15 protein-coding genes are annotated in these 18,024 nt (G+C 64.0%); 4 read left to right on the top strand and 11 right to left on the bottom strand.

Features of this window, described 5'->3' with window-relative positions; genetic code table 11:
• Positions 1–90: 90 nt before the first annotated feature.
• The 4 genes from AC1Q64_RS15225 to AC1Q64_RS15210 all read right to left on the bottom strand — a co-directional run bounded on the left by AC1Q64_RS15225 (position 91) and on the right by AC1Q64_RS15210 (position 4,666).
• Positions 91–1,650: a polyamine aminopropyltransferase gene (locus AC1Q64_RS15225; RefSeq protein WP_492251914.1), complete on the bottom strand. Its 1,560-nt coding sequence runs from the start codon at positions 1,648–1,650 to the stop codon at positions 91–93.
• An 84-nt stretch (positions 1,651–1,734) separates the two neighbouring features.
• A complete protein-coding gene (locus AC1Q64_RS15220) occupies positions 1,735–1,956 on the bottom strand; it encodes a DUF350 domain-containing protein (protein ID WP_044396181.1) in 222 nt (73 codons plus the stop codon).
• Positions 1,957–1,990: 34 nt separating this feature from the next.
• Positions 1,991–3,505: a DUF4178 domain-containing protein gene (locus tag AC1Q64_RS15215; RefSeq protein ID WP_291434339.1), complete on the bottom strand. Its 1,515-nt coding sequence runs from the start codon at positions 3,503–3,505 to the stop codon at positions 1,991–1,993.
• Between the two features lie 114 nt (positions 3,506–3,619).
• Positions 3,620–4,666 (bottom strand): SPFH domain-containing protein, encoded by a 1,047-nt coding sequence (locus AC1Q64_RS15210; protein ID WP_291434337.1) that lies wholly within the window; start codon positions 4,664–4,666, stop codon positions 3,620–3,622.
• A gap of 283 nt (positions 4,667–4,949) precedes the next feature.
• Between AC1Q64_RS15210 and AC1Q64_RS15205 the strand changes: the two genes are divergently transcribed.
• Positions 4,950–5,222: a DUF2061 domain-containing protein gene (locus AC1Q64_RS15205; protein WP_291434335.1), complete on the top strand. Its 273-nt coding sequence runs from the start codon at positions 4,950–4,952 to the stop codon at positions 5,220–5,222.
• 277 nt (positions 5,223–5,499) lie between these two features.
• Here the strand turns inward: AC1Q64_RS15205 and AC1Q64_RS15200 are convergent, their stop codons facing one another.
• Positions 5,500–5,805, bottom strand: a complete 306-nt coding sequence (locus tag AC1Q64_RS15200; RefSeq protein ID WP_209816765.1) for a flagellar basal body protein — start codon at positions 5,803–5,805, stop codon at positions 5,500–5,502.
• A gap of 94 nt (positions 5,806–5,899) precedes the next feature.
• Positions 5,900–6,880 (bottom strand): LysR family transcriptional regulator, encoded by a 981-nt coding sequence (locus tag AC1Q64_RS15195; RefSeq protein WP_492251913.1) that lies wholly within the window; start codon positions 6,878–6,880, stop codon positions 5,900–5,902.
• Positions 6,881–7,022: 142 nt separating this feature from the next.
• Here AC1Q64_RS15195 and aptA point away from each other — a divergent pair, with 142 nt between their 5' ends.
• From aptA to AC1Q64_RS15180, 3 genes are all read left to right on the top strand, one after another.
• Entirely contained in the window at positions 7,023–8,384 is a 1,362-nt protein-coding gene (aptA, locus tag AC1Q64_RS15190; protein ID WP_291434330.1) for an omega-aminotransferase AptA, read from the top strand.
• A 24-nt stretch (positions 8,385–8,408) separates the two neighbouring features.
• A complete protein-coding gene (locus tag AC1Q64_RS15185) occupies positions 8,409–9,038 on the top strand; it encodes a DJ-1/PfpI family protein (RefSeq protein WP_492251912.1) in 630 nt (209 codons plus the stop codon).
• Positions 9,039–9,108: 70 nt separating this feature from the next.
• Positions 9,109–10,626, top strand: a complete 1,518-nt coding sequence (locus tag AC1Q64_RS15180) for a CoA-acylating methylmalonate-semialdehyde dehydrogenase (protein WP_291434326.1) — start codon at positions 9,109–9,111, stop codon at positions 10,624–10,626.
• Between the two features lie 123 nt (positions 10,627–10,749).
• Here AC1Q64_RS15180 and AC1Q64_RS15175 read toward each other — a convergent pair whose 3' ends face one another.
• The 5 genes from AC1Q64_RS15175 to AC1Q64_RS15155 all read right to left on the bottom strand — a co-directional run bounded on the left by AC1Q64_RS15175 (position 10,750) and on the right by AC1Q64_RS15155 (position 17,882).
• On the bottom strand, positions 10,750–12,108 hold the full coding sequence (locus AC1Q64_RS15175; RefSeq protein WP_492251911.1) for a TolC family outer membrane protein: 1,359 nt from the start codon (positions 12,106–12,108) through the stop codon (positions 10,750–10,752).
• 2 nt (positions 12,109–12,110) lie between these two features.
• Positions 12,111–13,469, bottom strand: a complete 1,359-nt coding sequence (locus AC1Q64_RS15170; protein WP_492251910.1) for an HlyD family type I secretion periplasmic adaptor subunit — start codon at positions 13,467–13,469, stop codon at positions 12,111–12,113.
• A gap of 49 nt (positions 13,470–13,518) precedes the next feature.
• Positions 13,519–15,264 carry a type I secretion system permease/ATPase gene (locus AC1Q64_RS15165; RefSeq protein WP_492251909.1) on the bottom strand — a complete coding sequence of 582 codons (1,746 nt, stop codon included), beginning with the start codon at positions 15,262–15,264 and terminating at the stop codon, positions 13,519–13,521.
• Positions 15,265–15,291: 27 nt separating this feature from the next.
• Positions 15,292–17,019 carry a type I secretion system permease/ATPase gene (locus AC1Q64_RS15160; protein ID WP_291434320.1) on the bottom strand — a complete coding sequence of 576 codons (1,728 nt, stop codon included), beginning with the start codon at positions 17,017–17,019 and terminating at the stop codon, positions 15,292–15,294.
• Between the two features lie 98 nt (positions 17,020–17,117).
• Entirely contained in the window at positions 17,118–17,882 is a 765-nt protein-coding gene (locus AC1Q64_RS15155) for a hypothetical protein (RefSeq protein WP_291434318.1), read from the bottom strand.
• Between the last annotated feature and the right edge of the window lie 142 nt (positions 17,883–18,024).

Genomic DNA, 18,024 nt, shown 5'->3' with positions numbered 1-18,024 from the left:
GATTTGTATCCGATTGTGGCGCCCCTGCCAGCGGGCAGAACCCCTGCAAATCGCTCGGCGAATGCCCGCAGTTCCCAGGCCACCGGCGGCTCAATGCGCCACCACCTTGCCCCACTCGCGCTCATAGCTGTGCACCAGCGCCTGGTTGGACAACCGGTTCACATCGGCCGGCACCCGCGCCATGTCGAGCGGAAAGTCGAACAGCAGGGGCAGCGATGGTGTGCTCAAAAACCGAAGCCCTGAAGGCAAGGCGTCGGGCAGGCGCCAGGGTCTGCGGCTCGCAATGACATAGCCCCATTCGCCAAAGCTGGGCACATGGGCGTGGTACGGCGCCGTTTGCAGCCCCACCGATTCGATGGTCTGGACCACCGTCCAGAAGCTCTGGCGCGCCACCAGCGGCGAGGTGGTCTGCACCACAGCGTAGCCACTGGCGGCCACCCGCTTGTCCAGCAGCGCATAAAAGCTGTTGGTGTAGAGCTTGCCGATGGAGAAGTTGGTGGGATCGGGAAAGTCCACCACGATGACATCGAACGTGTCTGTCCCTTCCTGCAACCAGCCAAAAGCATCGGCGTTGACGATCTTCACCTTGGGGTTTTGCAAGGCATGGCCATTCAGGCGTGCGAGGGTCGGGTTGTCGGTGAAGATCCTGGTCATTGCCGGGTCCAGCTCGACCAGCGTGACGGACTCGACCGAGGCGTACTTGAGGATCTCGCGCACCGCCATGCCGTCGCCACCGCCCAGCACCGCCACCCGCTTGGGCGCACCGTGGGCGGCCATGGCCGGGTGCACCAAGGCCTCGTGGTAGCGGTATTCGTCGGACTCGGAGAACTGCAGGTTGCCGTTGAGGTACAGCCGGTGGCCATAGCGCCCCTGCGTGACCACGATGCGCTGGTAGGGCGTGGCCGTGGTGAAGATGATGCGGTCCTGGTAGAACTTGTCTTCGGCAAAACTCGTGATCTGCTCGGCCCCCGCCAGCCCGGCCAGCAACAGGCCCACCACCATCAGGCAGGCGAACAAATGGGCTTTGAGGCGCCGCAGCTCATGCCGGAACAGCCACACCGCCCACAGCGCCACGGCGGCATTCATCAGCCCGAACAGCAGCCCGGTGCGGATGAGCCCCAGGTGTGGCACCAGCAGCAGCGGAAACGCCAGCGACACCGCCAGCGCGCCCAGGTAGTCGAACGTGAGCACCTGCGAGACCAGGTCCTTGAGCACCACGTTGCGTTTGAGGATGCGCATGACCAGCGGAATCTCCAACCCCACCAGCGTGCCCACCATCAGCACCATGCCGTACAGCAGAAACCGGAACGCGCCCGGCGCATACGCATTGGCGAGGAACAGCGTGGCTGGCAGCGCGCCGCCGATCAGCGCCACCAGCAGCTCGATGCGCAGGAAGTGCGCGGGCAGCTGCCGCTCAAAGTAGCGCGACAACCACGAGCCCAGACCCATGGCGAACAGGTAGGTGCCGATGATGGTGCTGAACTGCAGCACCGAGTCGCCCAGGACATAGGACGCCAGCGCCCCCGCCGCCAGCTCGTACAAAAGGCCGCAGGCAGCCACGACGAACACGCTGATGAGCAGCGCGATATCAATGGGGCGTGGGCCGGGGGATCGGGGCAGCGCCGCGGGCGCTGGCTCGGTAGGGGACAAGGTGGGAGGCGACAAGGCGGCTGTCAGCGCACCCTGCGGGGTGCGCTGCTACGTTCATTCAGGCAATGGAGGCAAACAGGCGCGTCAATGAATGGCGGCCGCCACGATGATGCTGATGCCCAGGCACATCGCCGCCACCACCATGCCCAGGGCCTTGTTTTGCTTTTCCACAATTTCGCGCCACAGGTCGTAGGGCGTGATCTTGTCGATGATGATGAAGGCCGCCCAGAAGATGATGATGCCCATCAGGGCATACAGCAGCGTGCCGCCGATGGACAGGGGGTGAAGCCATTCGAATTTGGTCATGCTGTTCTCCGGTGAAGTTCGGGTTGTTGCGAGGTTACTTGTGGCTGCCGCCCGACGAATATCCGCCGTACGAGCCCCCAGAGCTGCGGTAGCTGGAGGACGAAGAACAGTTTTCGACCCGGGGGTCGCAGCTGGAGCAGCGGCTCAGCAAGATGAGCAGGATCAGGATCACCACAGCGATCAGGATGATGGTGCCGCAGCCCAGACCGGATTTGGCCACGAACGGGCCGGGGTCGTCGCGCTGGAGCGCATCTTTCTTGTCGTCCAGCTTGAACGCCTTGGCCACCGTGTCGCTGGACAGCTTGTCCCCCGCCGACCAGGTGATCTCGTTCGGGCTCTGCTCCATCGACAGCAGGCCCTTGCTGCTGGCGAAGTCGCGGTTGGTGGTCTTCTGGCCGCGCGTGACCTGCCAGTAAAACTCGCCCAGCACATAGGTGGTCTCGGCCTCGTAGGTGTACTTGAGGTCGTACTTGGTGCCCATGTACGTGGCGGAGCGGCCCGTGGCAGCCATCTGCGGCGCGCCGGTGGTGGGGCGCACCATGCTCCAGCCTTCTTCGGAATCGACCAGGAAGGCAAAGCCGCGCTTCTGGTTGTAGAGCAGGTATTCACTCCAGCCAAAGTGTTCGTCGTCGCCGGGCTCCACGCCCATGCGGTGCTGAAAGCCCACCACCTGCCAGTGCACACCCTGCAGCTGCCCCTTGCTGCCCAGCGGTATGAGGGGCTGCACAGGTTCGTCCTGCTCGGCCGAGCGCAGCTCGCCGCCCACACCACTGTCCAGGCTGATGATGCTGGCGCACGATCCACAGGTAATGCTCTTGGAGGTGGACAGCTGCACCTGCACCGGCGCGCCGCAGTGGGGGCAGTTGAACTGACGGCCTTTTTCTTCCTTGGCCGATTCGTCCTTGAGGCCCTGCAGTTGCAGGTCTTCCAGCAGCACGGCCTTGCCGCGCTCGACGTTGGGAGGGGTGTGGCCATAGTCGATGCTGACCACCTCGCCATCGGCACTGCGCAACTCGACCATGCCGAAGGGCTGGCCTAACGGCGGCAGTTTGGGCAGCTCGCCCTGGGCCGAGATCAGCTGTGCCTGGCCGGTGTAGGCCACGCTGTAGGGCTTGCCATTGATGGCCGTGGTGGTGCCGATGCGAAAGCGCTCGGGCGCTGGCATCTCGCGGCCGGGGTCGATGGGCCGGGTGAAGACGTAGGCGCCGTTGTCCTCGCCCAGCGTGGCCAGCGTGCCGTCGTTCAGAAAGGCCGCCCATTCGGTCCACACGCCCGCGTCGCCCTTGTATTGCAGGCGGCCGATGAGGGTGAAGGGTACGTCCTTGCCGTCGAGCTGGATGCGCCCGCTGGCCATGAGCTGCAGCGGGCTGTGGTCGTCGAACAGCTCGGCCATCTTGCCCAGGCGCGTGAGCACGTCGCCACTGCGCACCACGGTGCTCTGGCAGTAGCCGCAGACGGCATGGGTGGACTGCGCGCTCTTGAACTCCACCGGCGCGCCACAGCCGGGGCAGGGCGCGCGGTAATAGCGCTGGGTGGGGTCGGTGGCCATCGTAGGGAGTGTTCTGCCCGCGCCGCATTACGCGGCTTTGAGGCCTTTTTGGCCTCTAGCGCCTATCCCTCATGCGCAAGCAGCTATTTTTATGATAGCAATCGATCCGATCGATCAGACGAGCTTCTTGAGCAGTTCGGCCTTCTTGGCGTCGAACTCTTCCTGCGTGAGGATGCCCTTGGACTTGAGTTCGCCCAGCTTCTCCAGCGTGGCCATCACGTCCTCAGGCTTGACGCCCACCGCTGCAGCGGCGGCAGGTGCAGCCTGCGCGGCAGCGCCGCCACCTTGCAGGCCTTGCTGCAGGTTCTGGGCCAGCACCTGGCCCAGCGCCACACCCGCGCCCAGGCCCATGGCATCGCCCGCAATACCACCACCATTGCCAGCGCCTTCGGCGAACTTGGGGATGGCCTGCGCGGTCTGGTACTGCATGAACTTGGCCATGTCGTTGCCGACCATGCCCATGCCGATCTTCTGGTCGAGGATCTTTTGCAGCTCCTCGGGCAGCGAGACGTTCTGTACCGTGAGGGACTCGATCAGGATGCCCAGCTTGGCGAAGATGGGCGCGAGTTCCTTGGTCAGCGCGTCGGCAAACATGACCTGGTTGGCCGCCAGGTCCAGGAAAGGCAGGCCGCTGCCCGCAATGGCGTTGCTGATGTTCTGCAGAACCAGGCCACGCAGCTGACCTTCCAGGTCGGCCACGGGGTAGGACTCGCGCGTGCCCGAGATTTCGGTATGGAACAGCTTGGGGTCAGCGATGCGGAAGGCGTAGTTGCCGAACGCGCGCAGGCGCACGGCGCCGAAGTCCTTGTCGCGGATCGTGATGGGCTGGGGCGTGCCCCACTTCTGGTCGATCTGCTGGCGCGTGCTGAAGAAGTACACATCGCTCTTGAAGGGGGACTCGAAGAGCTTGTCCCAGTTCTTCAGGTACGTGAGCACCGGTAGCGTCTGCGTGGTGAGCTTGTAGGTGCCGGGGCCGAACACGTCGGCCACTTGGCCTTCGTTGACGAAGATCGCCATTTGCGATTCGCGCACCACCAGCGTGCCGCCGTTCTGGATTTCCATGTCGCGCATGGGGAAGCGCCAGGCCAGCGTGCCGTCCCCCTCTTCGGTCCACTGAATGATGTCAATGAACTGTTTCTTGATGAAGTCCATGAGGGCCATGTGTGCTCCCAAAGCAAAAGAGGGGGTTGAGAAGAGCGGCCATCATAGCAACGGGGGCTTTGGTGGCAGCGGCTTTTTTCAGTGGCGGAACGTGAACTAGTTCACGCGCAGAACCAGTCTGTTTGGGATAAGCGCTGTGGCGCTTCGCAAAGCGTCATTGAATAGCGGCTATCTGCGCTTTAGCGACGATCAATTGGCTTTCGCTATTGAGAATCACTACCATTCAACCATCCCTGCTGCACCGCCGCAGGCTCTGTTGAACCTAAGAAGCCAGGAGTCCGCCATGTCCCGCATCCGCCGCGTCGCCCGCCAAAATCAAACCATGCTGATGAAGACGGGAAGCTACTACCTGATCCACATCTGTGTGGCCGCGCTGGTGGCCTATGCCGTGACCGGCAACCTTTGGGCCTCGCTCACGCTGAGCCTGCTGGAGCCCACGGTGCAGGCGGTGGCCTTCTTCTTCCATGAAAAGGCGTGGGACCGGGCCGGCCGGCGCGTTGCACGCCAAAGCGCCACCCCATCGCCCAGCAGCAGCCCCGCCGTTCAGGGCGCCTGAACACCACCTCCAGGAGCATCACCATGTACACCATTCCACTGCGCAGCCGCACCGCCACTGGGTTGGCCTTTCAACGTTGGCTGGTCCACCGCCTGGCAGGGCTGGCCCATACCGGTTGAGCACGCTGCACCTTGGTGCTGGCTCCAGAAACAACCATGCCCCGACCAGTGGGGCACGCGGAGTTAGGGGGCGCAAAGAAACCCTGTCCGGCAGCGTTCACAGGGTGCGAATGAATCCGGCGTGGCCGAGCGCGCATGGCGGGCTCGTTCACACCTTCTCAGGCCTTCACATCCAGCAAGGAGCCCATCATTTCGTCCTGGGTCTTGATGGTCTGCAGATTGGCCTTGAACGCGTAGGTGGCCGACATCTGCTCCACCGCCTCCTGTTCCAGCGCCACGCCCTTGGCGTCCTGCTCGCGCTGCACGGTGGCTCGCACACCTGCGCTTTCGGCCGCTTCCTCTTGTGCAACCACCTCGCGGCGGTAACCGGGGGTGTTCATGTTGGCCACGTTGTTGGCCGACGCGTCCAGCCGCAACTGGGCGGCCTGCAGGCCTGAACTGCCGATGGAGGAAATACTGGCCATGGGCGCTGCTCCCGATGTCACACAATGTTGCAAAGAAGGTGAATTGTCCGCCCCGCCACGGCCGCTGGCAAGCAGCGGCCCCGCAATACCCCTGTCAGCGACCGGGCCGGTGCGCGTCCTCCAGGCATTGCGCAAACGCCTGGGCCGCGCGGGCGGGGGCGGGGGAGCGGCGCATCAGGCTCACAAACTGGCAGTGGTAGTGGAACAGCGAAGGGTTCACCGCCTGCATGCGGCCCTGGCGCTCGAAGGCTTCGGCGTAGTGGTCGGGCAGGAACCCCAGAAAACGGCCCGACAGGATCAGCGTGGCGATGGACTCCTGGTCAAACCCTGTGGCCGCGCGCTGCAGCCGGGCTTGGTGGCTCAGCTCCATGTTGGGCGAGTGGTAGCCCAGCCCCGCAAACTGGTAGCCGCGCACCGCGTGCCAGTCGGCCGGCGGCGCAGGCGCCCCGAACAGCGGATGGCCCTTGCCGCAATACAGCAGCATGGTCTCGCCAAACAGGTCCGCGTAGGCCAGGCTTTGCGAACTGCGGTGCGCGGGGATGATGCCCACCTGGTAGCTGCCGTCGATCACGCCGCGCTCAATGGCGTTGATGGAGCCCACATGCAGTTGCAACTGCACATCGGGCGCCTGGGCGGTAAAGGCGGCAATCGCCTCGCCAATGCGAGCCGCCGGGTTGCTGGCGGTCTTGTCGAACACCGCCACCGCCAGCTGCCCGCCCATGCGCGAGTGGATGTCGTCAATGCTGTCACGAAAGCTGCGCACCGAGGCCAGCAGCCGCAGGGTTTCTTCGTACACCCGCTGGCCCTCGGCCGTGAGGGCAAATCCTGCACGCCCCCGGCGGCACAGCGTCAGGCCCAGGCGGGCTTCCAGGTCCTTGATGTGGCGGCTGACGGTGCTGGTGCCGATGTTCAGCTCCAGCTCTGCCGCCGACATGCCACCGCACTCCACGACGCTCTTGAACACCTGCAGCAGGCGCAAGTCCATGTCGCTGAGCTGGCCCAGCACAGCGCGGTGTTTGCCCGAGGCAGCAGGTGCCGGAACAAGGAGTGGTGAAGTGGCGTCTTTTACTTGCATAAATCGTCAAGTAAACATTGATATTGGATTATTTGAGAGATTAACAGGCGGCGCAACAATGCTTCAGAACCTGTCCAAGGTCAAGCCTCAGCCCGCTGGGGCCGCCTGTCCTTTTGTCGCCGCCTTTGCACTGGAGAACCCCATGAGCTTCGTCAACATCGAAAAACCCGCCGCCGGTGCCGAAGGCCCCCGCATGGACGCCGAGTGGCTGGACGCGCACTGGATGCCCTACACAGCCAACCGCCAGTTCAAGGCCAATCCGCGCATGATCGTGGAGGGCAGCGGCGCTTACTACACCGACTCCGAAGGTCGCAAGATTTTTGATGGCCTTTCGGGCCTGTGGTGTGCGGGCCTGGGCCATGGCCGCCGCGAGATCGCCGAGGCCATCGGCAAACAGGCGATGAAGCTCGATTACGCGCCCGCCTTCCAGTTTGGCCATCCGCTGTCGTTCGAGCTGGCCAACCGCGTGAAAGAACTCACGCCTGCGGGCCTGGACTACGTGTTCTTCACAGGCTCGGGCTCCGAGTCTGCTGACACTTCGCTCAAGATGGCGCGCGCCTACTGGCGCGCCAAGGGCCAGGCCAGCAAGACGCGCCTGATCGGCCGCGAAAAGGGCTACCACGGCGTGAACTTTGGCGGCATCTCGGTAGGCGGCATCGTGGCCAACCGCAAGCTGTTTGGCCAGGGCATTGAGGCCGACCATCTGCCCCACACGCAGCCGCCCGCAGGCTCGTTCCACAAGGGCATGCCGCCCACGGGCAAGGAGCTGGCCGACCGCCTGCTGGAAGTGATTGCGCTGCACGATGCATCGAACATCGCCGCCGTGATCGTCGAGCCCTTCTCGGGCTCGGCCGGTGTGGTGATCCCGCCGGTGGGCTACCTGCAGCGCCTGCGCGAGATCTGCACCCAAAACAACATCTTGCTGATTTTTGACGAAGTGATCAGCGGTTTTGGCCGCAGCGGCGCCTGGACGGGTGCCGAAGCCTTCGGCGTGACGCCCGACATCCTGAACTTTGCCAAGCAAGTGACCAACGGCGCGCAGCCGCTGGGCGGCGTGGTGGCCACCAAGGAGATCTACGACACCTTCATGGCTGCAGGCGGCCCCGAGTACATGCTGGAGTTCCCGCACGGCTACACCTATTCGGCCCACCCCGTGGCCTGCGCTGCCGGCATTGCGGCGCTCGACATCCTGCAAAACGAAGACATGATCGGCCGCGTGAAGGCGCTGGCACCCTACTTCGAGCAGGCCGTGCACAGCCTCAAGGGCGCCAAGCATGTGGCCGACATCCGCAACTTTGGCCTGGCCGCTGGCTTCACCATTGCGGCCGTACCCGGCGAGCCTGCCAAGCGCCCGTACGAGATCGCCATGAACTGCTGGAAGAAGGGCTTTTACGTGCGCTACGGTGGCGACACCATCCAGCTGGCGCCGCCCTTCATCAGTACCCAGGCTGAAATTGACCGCCTGGTCAGCGCCCTGGGCGACGCCCTGCACGAAACTGCCTGAGGCTCACGCCCTTCCTGACCCTCCATGCGCATTGCCATCCTCACCTTCGACGCCTTCAACGACCTCGACTCGCTAGTGGCGTTCGGCATGCTCAATCGCATTGCGCTGCTGGGCGACACGGACTGGCAGGTGCGCATTGCCAGCCCTACGCCCAGCGTCACGTCCATGAACGGCCTGACCATTGACGCGCATGAGGACCTCAGCCATTTGGCTGAGGCCGATGCGGTGCTGGTGGGCAGCGGCATGAAGACGCGTGAGGTGGCCAACACCCCCGCGCTGATGGAACCGCTGCGCGTGTTGAATCCTGCACGCCAGCTGCTGGCGGCGCAGTGCTCCGGCACCTACCTGCTGGGCCGCCTGGGCCTGCTGGGCGGTACGCCCGCCTGCACCGACCTGACCAGCAAGCCCTGGGTGGTGGAGTCGGGCGTGGATGTGGTGCCGCGCGCGTTTGCAGCCCACGGCAACGTGGCCACGGCCGGCGGATGCCTGGCCTCGCAGTACCTGGTGGCGTGGCTGATCGCCCGTCTGAAGGGGCTGGACGCCGCGCGCGAGGTGCTGCACTACTTTGCCCCGGTAGGCGAGAAGCAGGAGTTCATCGACCGCGCGATGGCCCATGTTGTGCCCGTGTTGGAGCCCCAGGCCATAGAGGACTGATCACTATTAATTTGATAGCTGCTTGCGCATATTGCACTAGCGCTATTGGCACTTTTTACCTGAAATCACCATGAACCACGACAAAAACGTCACCACCACCGTCGGCCACCTCATCGACGGCCAAATCGTTGCGGACACCGAGCGCACGCAACCCGTGTTCAACCCCGCCACCGGCCAATCGACCACCAACGTGGCGCTGGCGAGCAAGGCCACCGTCGAAGCCGCCATCGCCTCCGCCGAAGCGGCCTTCCCGGCCTGGCGCAATACGCCACCTTTGAAGCGCGCGCGCGTTATGAGCAAGCTCAAGGTGCTGCTCGAAGAGAACGCCGACAAGATCGCCGCCCTGATCACAGCCGAACACGGCAAGGTGCTGGCCGATGCGCACGGCGAGCTGCAGCGCGGCATCGAGAACGTGGAATACGCCAGCTACGCGCCCGAGCTGCTCAAGGGCGAGCACAGCCGCAACGTGGGCCCCAGCATCGACTCGTGGAGTGAGTTCCAGGCGCTGGGCGTCACGGCTGGCATCACCCCGTTCAACTTCCCGGCCATGGTGCCGCTGTGGATGTGGCCCATGGCCGTGGCCTGCGGTAACACCTTCGTACTCAAGCCGTCGGAACGCGACCCGAGCAGCACGCTGTTCATCGCCCAACTGGCACTGGAAGCGGGCCTGCCGCCCGGCGTGCTGAACGTGGTCAACGGCGACAAGCTGGCCGTGGACACTCTGCTGCAAGACCCCCGCGTCAAGGCGGTGAGCTTTGTGGGCTCCACCCCCATTGCCGAATACATCTACAGCGAAGGCTGCAAGCACGGCAAGCGCGTGCAGGCCCTGGGTGGCGCCAAGAACCATGCGGTGCTGATGCCCGACGCCGATGTGGGCAACGCCGTGAGCGCGCTGATGGGCGCGGCCTATGGATCGTGCGGCGAACGCTGCATGGCCATTCCGCTGCTGGTGGCGGTGGGCGACGAGGTGGGTGACGCCGTGATCGCGGGCCTCAAGACTGAAATCGCCAAGATGAAGGTCGGCCCCGGCACCGATAACAGCAACGACATGGGCCCGCTGGTGACCAAGCCACACTTCGAAAAAGTGAAGGCCTATGTGGACAGCGGTGTGGCCGAAGGCGCCACGCTGGTGGTCGATGGCCGTGGCGTGAAGGTCGCGGGCCATGAGGAAGGCTACTTCCTGGGCGCCTGCCTGTTTGACAACGTCAAGCCCGGCATGAAGATCTACCAGGAAGAAATCTTCGGCCCCGTGCTCGGCGTGGTGCGCGTGAAAACGCTGCAAGAAGCCATGCAGCTCATCAACGACCACGAATACGGCAACGGCACCTGCATCTTCACGCGCGACGGCGAGGCCGCCCGCTACTTCACCGACCACATCCAGGTGGGCATGGTGGGCGTGAACGTGCCCCTGCCCGTGCCGGTGGCGTACCACTCGTTTGGCGGCTGGAAGCGCAGCCTGTTTGGCGACCTGCACGCCTACGGCCCCGACGCCGTGCGCTTTTACACCAAGCGTAAGACCATTACCCAGCGTTGGCCGAGTGCCGGTGTGCGTGAGGGCGCGGTGTTCAGCTTCCCGAGCAGCCGCTGAGCACAGCCGCCATGGCTGCCTGAACGTATTCACTTGCTTGCCCCTGCATCGCCATACTAACGGGAATTTTTCATGCGGCGACGGAAAGCGTTGCCGCACCCAGAGACGCGGTGTGTGTTGGGCTCAGGGCGTCTTGAGCAGCGCATTGACAGCAGCGATGCTGCTGTCCCGATCCCCTCCGGCCAGAGCCTGCAGGCGCACACAGGACACCAAGTAGGTGTAGCGCGCTCGGGCCAGGTCACGAAGGGCCAGTTCCTTTTGCTGCTCCGCGTTCAGGATGTCCACCAAGGTTCTGGCCCCACCCTCAAACGAGCGGCGGCTCGACACCACGAGCTGTGTAGCAGACCGCGCAGCCTGTTCCAGCGCCCGGATGCGCAGGCGGCCTTCGCTGACGCCCCGAAATTCGGTGTGGATGCGAAGGCTGAGGTCACGGCGCGCGGCCTCCAGCAGTTCGCGGGCCTGCACCTGCTCCGCAACCGCCTGACGTACCGTGGAGCTGACATAACCGCCCGCAAACAGTGGCATGTTCAGCTGCAGGCCGATCACACGGTTGGTATAGCTGGAACTGGGGGTAGTAACGTTCTCGCTGCCACTGCGCGTCCATTGGGCCACTGCATCCAGTGTGGGAAGGTGCCCAGTGCGGGCTTTCTCGATCTCCAAACGTGCCACATCCAGCCGTGCCTTCTGTTGCCGAATCTCAGGACTGTTGTCCTCTGCCAGGGCCAGCCAGTCCTGCACGCTGCGCTGTTCAGGCGTCCAGGCTGCGAACTTGGCTTCATCCAGCGGGCTGAGCGCCGCCACCGGCTGGTTGACCAGTGTCTCCAGCTGGTGGCGCGCATAGTCAAGCTGCTGCCGTATCTCAAGCTCCTGCGCCACGGCCATGTCAAGCCGGGCCTGGGCTTCGTCGATGTCGGTGCGCGTGCCACTGCCCGCCACCAGCAGTTTGCGCGCGGCGTCCAGCTGGGTGGTGGTGGTGTTCTTCTGCGCACGCGCCAGGGCAAGCTGGTCTTGCGCCAGCAACAGCTGCAGGTAGGCGTCGGTCACGCGCACACCCAGGTTCTGTAGCTCCCGGTCCAGCTGCGCGCCCACTTCAGCGCGCATCTGATGGGCCTGTTCCAGCCCTACCGACAGTGACTTGCGGTAGACAGGTTGGCGCAAGGTCAAGGTAGCGTTGTGGCTGGTGTAGTTTTCATCCACGGTCACCGACCGGCCCAGGATGTTGCGTTGCGTGTTGCTCAGGTCGTTGCGGTTGCGAGCTGCACTGAATGCCACATTGGGGTAGCGCATGGCCTTGGCCTGCTCCACACGCTCATCCCCCACATCGGCAGCCGCGCGGGCGGCTCGAATGGTAGCGTCCTGCTGCAAGGCCGCCTGGTAGGCCTGCTGGAGGTCCATGGACCAGACAGGTCCTGCGCATACCACCAAGACGGAGAGCGAGACCGCCCGCAAGGCGTTCGACGGCGTGGAAAAAAAAGCCGCCATGCTCACTCTTCCTTCAGGGAACCTGACACACGCTTGAGCAAGGGGCCCAGCAGATAGGTCAGCATGGTGCGCTCCCCGGTCTTGATGACCACCTCGGCCGGCATGCCTGGCTGCAAGTGGCGTTCGCCCAGCGTCTTCATGCCATCCGGCGTGACCTTGACCCGCGCGAGGTAATAGGTCTGGTTGCTTTGTGCATCCGTCAGCAGATCCCCAGAGACCGACGCCAGTTCTCCCTGCACGACAAGTTGCGGCGAGTGGGCGAACGCACTGAAACGCACATCGGCATGCAAGCCCGGGCGCACCTTGTCGATCAGGTGGGGAGCAATACGGGCCTCCAGCACCAAAGGCTCATTAGGAGGGACGATGCCCATCAGCTGCTGCCCCGCCTGGACCACAGCGCCCACGGTCTGCACCGCAAGGCCCACCACCTGGCCAGTAGCGGGCGCACGGATTTCCGTGCGGTCTAGATCGGCCTTCAGCGCGGTGAACTTGTCGGCATCCGACTGCACCTCCCGCGTGATGTCTGCGAGGTTCGTCTCCACCTCCTTGCGGTATTCCTGCTGCCGGGCCAGGGCCCGCTGGCGCATTTCTCCGACCGTGCGCTGCGTGCGCGCCGTGTTGCCCAGCAACTCCGTGATGGCCAGGCTGGAGTCGGCTACCATGCGTTCGAGTTCCAGTTGTCGATTACGCGGGGAGTAGCCCTCCTTGACCAGCTCGCGCGTATGGCGCAGCTCTTCTTCGAGCGATGCCTGTTGCCCACGCCGGCTGGTCAGCATGCCCGCATAGGCCTGCAGCAGAGCGTTCTGGCCCTGAATGCTTTCTTCGATGCCCTGCAGGTCCGCACGCAGTGCCGCGCGCCGCGATTGAATCAGTTGCTCCTGGTTCTTCATCTGCTGCTGAATCAGCGGGTCTGCCGCCGCAACCTGCAAATCCGAGTGGAACACAATGGTGGCAGCGCCCGACTGCTCGGCCAGCAACCGCCCCTGGACCGCACGCAAACCCAGGTACCGCTGGCGGACCGCCTCGTAGTTGGCCTTGGCCACCGCATCATCCAGAGATATCAACGGTTGCCCCGCCTGCACCACGTCACCTTCGCGCACGAAGACCTGCTTGACGATGCCTCCGCTGAGGTGCTGCACCGCTTTGCGTTTGGTGTCGATCGCAACCACGCCCTGGCTGGGCACCCCTTCGTCCAGGGGAGCAACAGCCGCCCACAGCAAAAATCCCCCAAGGCCCAGGCCCAGCACCCAAAGCCCAGTGCGTGCCGCGCGTCCGGTGTCCGATGGAGGCTGGGGAGCCGATCGGACTCCCGGCAGTGAGGAGATCGAGGGTGCTTGTTTCAAGGGTTCAGTGTGGGCCATGGGCGGGTGTTCAGAAAATGTTCGCTCGTCTCGAATGTGCGCGACGCGTTCAGGCGGGCAGCGGCTGCGGAGCAGGCAAAGAACCAGCAGCTGAAGCGGAGGGGGCTTGGCGTGCCGCCTGCAGCTGTGCCAAGACTTCATCGCGCGGGCCCTTCAGCTGTACCTGACCGTCCTGCAGAACGAGCACCTGATCTGCAAGCGCAAGCACCCCCGCCCGATGCGTCACCATCACAATGGTCTTGCCGCGCTCCTTGAGCTGGCGCATGGCCCCGAGCAAGGCCGCTTCGCCCACATCGTCCAGGTGGGCGTTGGGCTCATCCAGTACCAAGAGCGCTGGATCACCATACAGGGCGCGAGCTAGTCCGATGCGTTGGCGTTGTCCCCCCGAAAGCAAGCGCCCAGCCTCTCCAATCGGCGTGTCATAGCCTTTGGGAAATCTAAGCACCATCTCATGTAGGCCTGCGCATTGGGCCGCTGCAATGACCTTGGCAGAATCCACCGCAGCAAAACGTGCGATGTTGTCAGCAATCGTCCCACCGAACAGGACCGTATCCTGTGGCAGGTAGCCTACCTGAGGGCCCAAGGTCTCGTGGCTCCAGGCGGTAAGGGGCTGACCATCAAACAACAACTCGCCCTGCGATACGGGCCAGACGCCCACCAGCACGCGCGCCAGCGTGGATTTTCCGGAACCCGAGGGGCCCAACACCACTGTCAGCGAACCCGGCGGAGCATGCAGGTCCACCTGCTGAAGAATCGGAGTCACCCGCCCCGGCGCAGTGGCGTGCACATTGCGCAGCTGAACATCCCCTTGCAGACGCGGGGCTGCGGAGACCTTGGGCAACGGTGGATGCTCTTGCAGCAGTTGCTCCAGCCGAAAGAAGGCCGCGCGGGCCCCCAAAAAGCCGCGCCATGCACTCACAACCTGGTCAATCGGAGCCAAGGCGCGGGTCATCAGCACGTTGGCAGCAATCATGGCTCCGGCCGATAGTTGGCCATCGATCACCAGCAAAGCACCCACCGCCAGCGACAGGGCCTGCTGCGCATAACGTACAGACTTGCTCCAGGCCGTGATGCGGTGCGTCAGGCCCTGGGCTGCCGCGTGCAGCTCGGCATAGCGCGCCTGCAACAATGCCCATCGGTGGTGCAAATGCTGCAACATGCCCATGGCCTCAACCGCCTCGGCATTGCGCAGCTTGCCATTCAGGTAGGCATGCGACCGGCCCTGCGCCTTGGCCAGGGATTCGGAAGGCACCACCGTGCGCTGGTGCCCCAGCCATGCCAAGGCGGCCTGGATCAGAGCAAAGGCCACGGCCACCGCGCCCAGCAGGGGGTGCAGCAAGAACAGCACCCCAATGTAGATAGGTGCCCATGGCAGATCGAAAAAGGCAAAAATGCTGGGGCCCGTGAGGAATTGGCGTACCTCCGTCAGATCCGTGAACAACTGGCCAGGGTTACCCCCTCCTTCACGGACACTGCGCGAGAAACCTGCCGAGAAGACACGCTCCCCCAGCAACCGGTCCAGGCGCACCCCGGCGCGCACGAGCAGCTGGGACCGCGCCCATTCGGCAAACGCCATGGCGGCAAACAGGAACAGGACAAGCAGCGAGACCACCAACAAGGTGAGCTCGTTGCGGCTGACCAGCACGCGGTCGTAGATCTGCAGCATGTACAGCGTGGGTGTCAGCATGAGCAGGTTGGCCACCATGCTGAATATTGCGATCACAACCCATTCACGCTGGAGGCTCCGCAGGGCCTGGGTGATTTCGCTGCGCGAGAAAAATCCGCTGATGGACATGGTGTCAGTTGAGTTGGAAGAGGGTGATCAGGCGGCACGCGGCGCGACGGCGGCCGCCGGAGTACCCGCAGAAGCATTTCGCAATGCCGCCAGCACATCATCTCGGGGGCCAAAGGCCTGCTGCCCCCCACCCTGCATGATGAGTAATTTATCCGCCACCGCCAGCACGCTGGGCAGATGGGTCATCACCACAAAAGTGGTGCCACGGGCCTTGAACTCCTGCAAGGCCCGGCCCAATGCAACATTGCCCACCTCGTCCAGGCTAGCGTTGGGCTCGTCCAGCACGACAAAAACCGGATTGCCATAGAGGGCACGTGCCAGCGCGATTCGCTGGCGCTGCCCGCCGGAGAGCATCACGCCGGCCGCCCCCACAGGGGTGGCATAACCTTGTGGGAGCGAAGTGATCCAGGTGTGCACACCCACCGCCTGTGCGGCATCCACCATGGCCTTTTCGTCCATCTCGCCAAAGCGAACGATGTTGTCGCCCAGCGTGCCCTCCAACAGTTCGACGTCCTGCGGCACATAGCCAACGTATGGCCCCAACTCCGCCTTGTTCCACACACTGACATCCACTCCATCCAGCCGGACACTGCCCGCCACAGGAGGCCACAGCCCCATCAGCATGCGTGCCAGGGTGGTCTTGCCCGCTGCAGACGCACCCAGAACCACCAGCACTTCCCCCGGTTGCAACGAGAAGGCCACACCTTTCACAAACGGCGGCGCCCCTGCAGAGGCTCCTGCGACCAGACTCTCAACCGTCACACGCCCCCTCGGCTTGGGCAAAGGCATCCCTTGCACAGAGGCAGGCAACCTCTCCAGAAGCTGCCCAAGCCGCCCCCAAGCGGCCTGCACCTGTACCACCGCTCGCCACTGGGACACCATTTGCACCAGAGGCGCCAGCACACGGCCGCCCAGCACTGATCCGACGATCAGCATTCCCGGCCCACCAGGCAACTGGTCATGCATCAAAAGCCAAGCCCCCAGGCCCAGAAGCGCCGACGACAAAGTCGTCTGCAGCATCTTGCCCAGCGCCTGCAACACCCCTGCGCGGTCCGACGCCAGCGACTGCAGTCCCAGACTCTCCTCGTGCTGCGCCAACCAGCGGCGGCGCATGTCTTTCTCCATGCCCATGGCCGCAATCACGTCGCTGTGGCGCAAGGTGCCATCCACATAGGCCCGCGCGCCAATGTCCGATTGATTGGCCCGCAGCAAGGCTGGACTGGTGCTGCGCTCGTTCAGCCACGAAAGTCCGACCTGCAGCGCAGCACCGGCGAGGGACACCCACCCCAGCAACGGATGGATCACAAACAGAAGCACCAGCATCACCAAGGCCACCGGCATTTCCATCGCAGCCCCAAGTGCAGGTCCGTGAAAAAAGTCACGCACCGATCGCAAATCCATCACGGGCTGGGCCCCCGCTGCGCCCCCCTGCCTCAGATGCGCAGCATGAATGGCTGTGAACACACGGGGGGCCAGCGCACGGTCCAGGGCCGCACCCGCCTCACGCAGGGTTTCCGAACGTGCCCACTCCAGCACCTCCATCACACCGATGGCCAACAGCACGGCCAGCGTCAGCATGGCGAGAGTCATGGCGTTGCGGCTGTTCACCACGCGGTCGTAAACCTCGAACATGTATAACGTGGGCGCCAGAACCAAAAGTCCTGCCAGCACACTCAGGCCGAGGGCCCACCAGAGACAGGGCGCGAGCTTTGCCAAAGCCTGCTTCAGTTCGTGTGGCGTTACAGATACGGACATGCGGAGAGGGTCGGGTGAATGTGAAGTCTGTGCACACAACGCAAGAGCCTGGCACTGCCGATGCAGGGCCAGGCTCCGGGTAGACGGTAAATGCTGTTCTACTTCGCCAAGAAGAGAGCAGCCCCGCGGGACTCGTCTGCGCTCGCCACCACCACCGTCAGCCCATTCTTGGCCGCATTGAGCGTACCCACACCGCCAAATGCAGTCTTGCTGCCGTCCGCGCAGCTTTCGTTGAAACTTACGCTATACGCAGCTGTGCTGGCTATCGCCGCCACACTACCAACGTAGGTGCACCCCGTTGTCGAGCTTCCGGTCAGGCCGCCTGTCGCCGCCAGACTCCATTGCACGGTCTGGGCATTACCACCCAATGTGGCACTCCAGCTGCCCTGCACTTCCGCCTGAACTGCAGGGGTAGCCAGTGCGTCGCTCTGGGTCAGCGTCCCCGTAGTGTTCAGACCCGTGAATGCAATCGTCTTGGGGCTGGCCGTCAGGGCCGCATTGACCTGGCCGGTCACCGCTTGGCCTATGGCATTGCCTTGCCCCAGAGCGTAAGTTTTCCCGTTGGCGCTGCTGTCGCTTCGCACCACCAGCTTGACCAGTCGACTGGCATCCTGCGCCAGCAGCCAGGCGTTGGCGGCTCCATTGACGTCGGGTACAACCACCGCTGTCATGGCCGGTGCCACACCTGCGGCAGTCACCCAGCGCCCTTTGAGCTGGGCGGGGTCAATGGTAGGGCCTGAGCCTCCACCACCGCCTCCACAGGCCGCCAGCAGCCCCCCCACGACCAGCGTGAGCGCTGTCGCAGCGAGTTTGCCCGCTATTGCAGTGGGCATTGGCGTTTGAGTCTGTTTTTTCGTTGTCATGAATAGTTCCAGTGTCATGTTGTCAACTCTGCAAGGATAGGGCTTAGCCGGCACGCGGGTGCCGCTCAGAACCAGAACCCGTGAGGCATATCCGGCGCCAGCCCCATGATCGACAGCGCCATGTGCCCCGGCGCTCCGGGGT

Source organism: Acidovorax sp. GW835-FHT14G06, from assembly GCF_058793595.1.
Note: the sequence above shows the minus strand (reverse complement) of the source record. Positions and strands in the feature narration are given on the sequence as shown.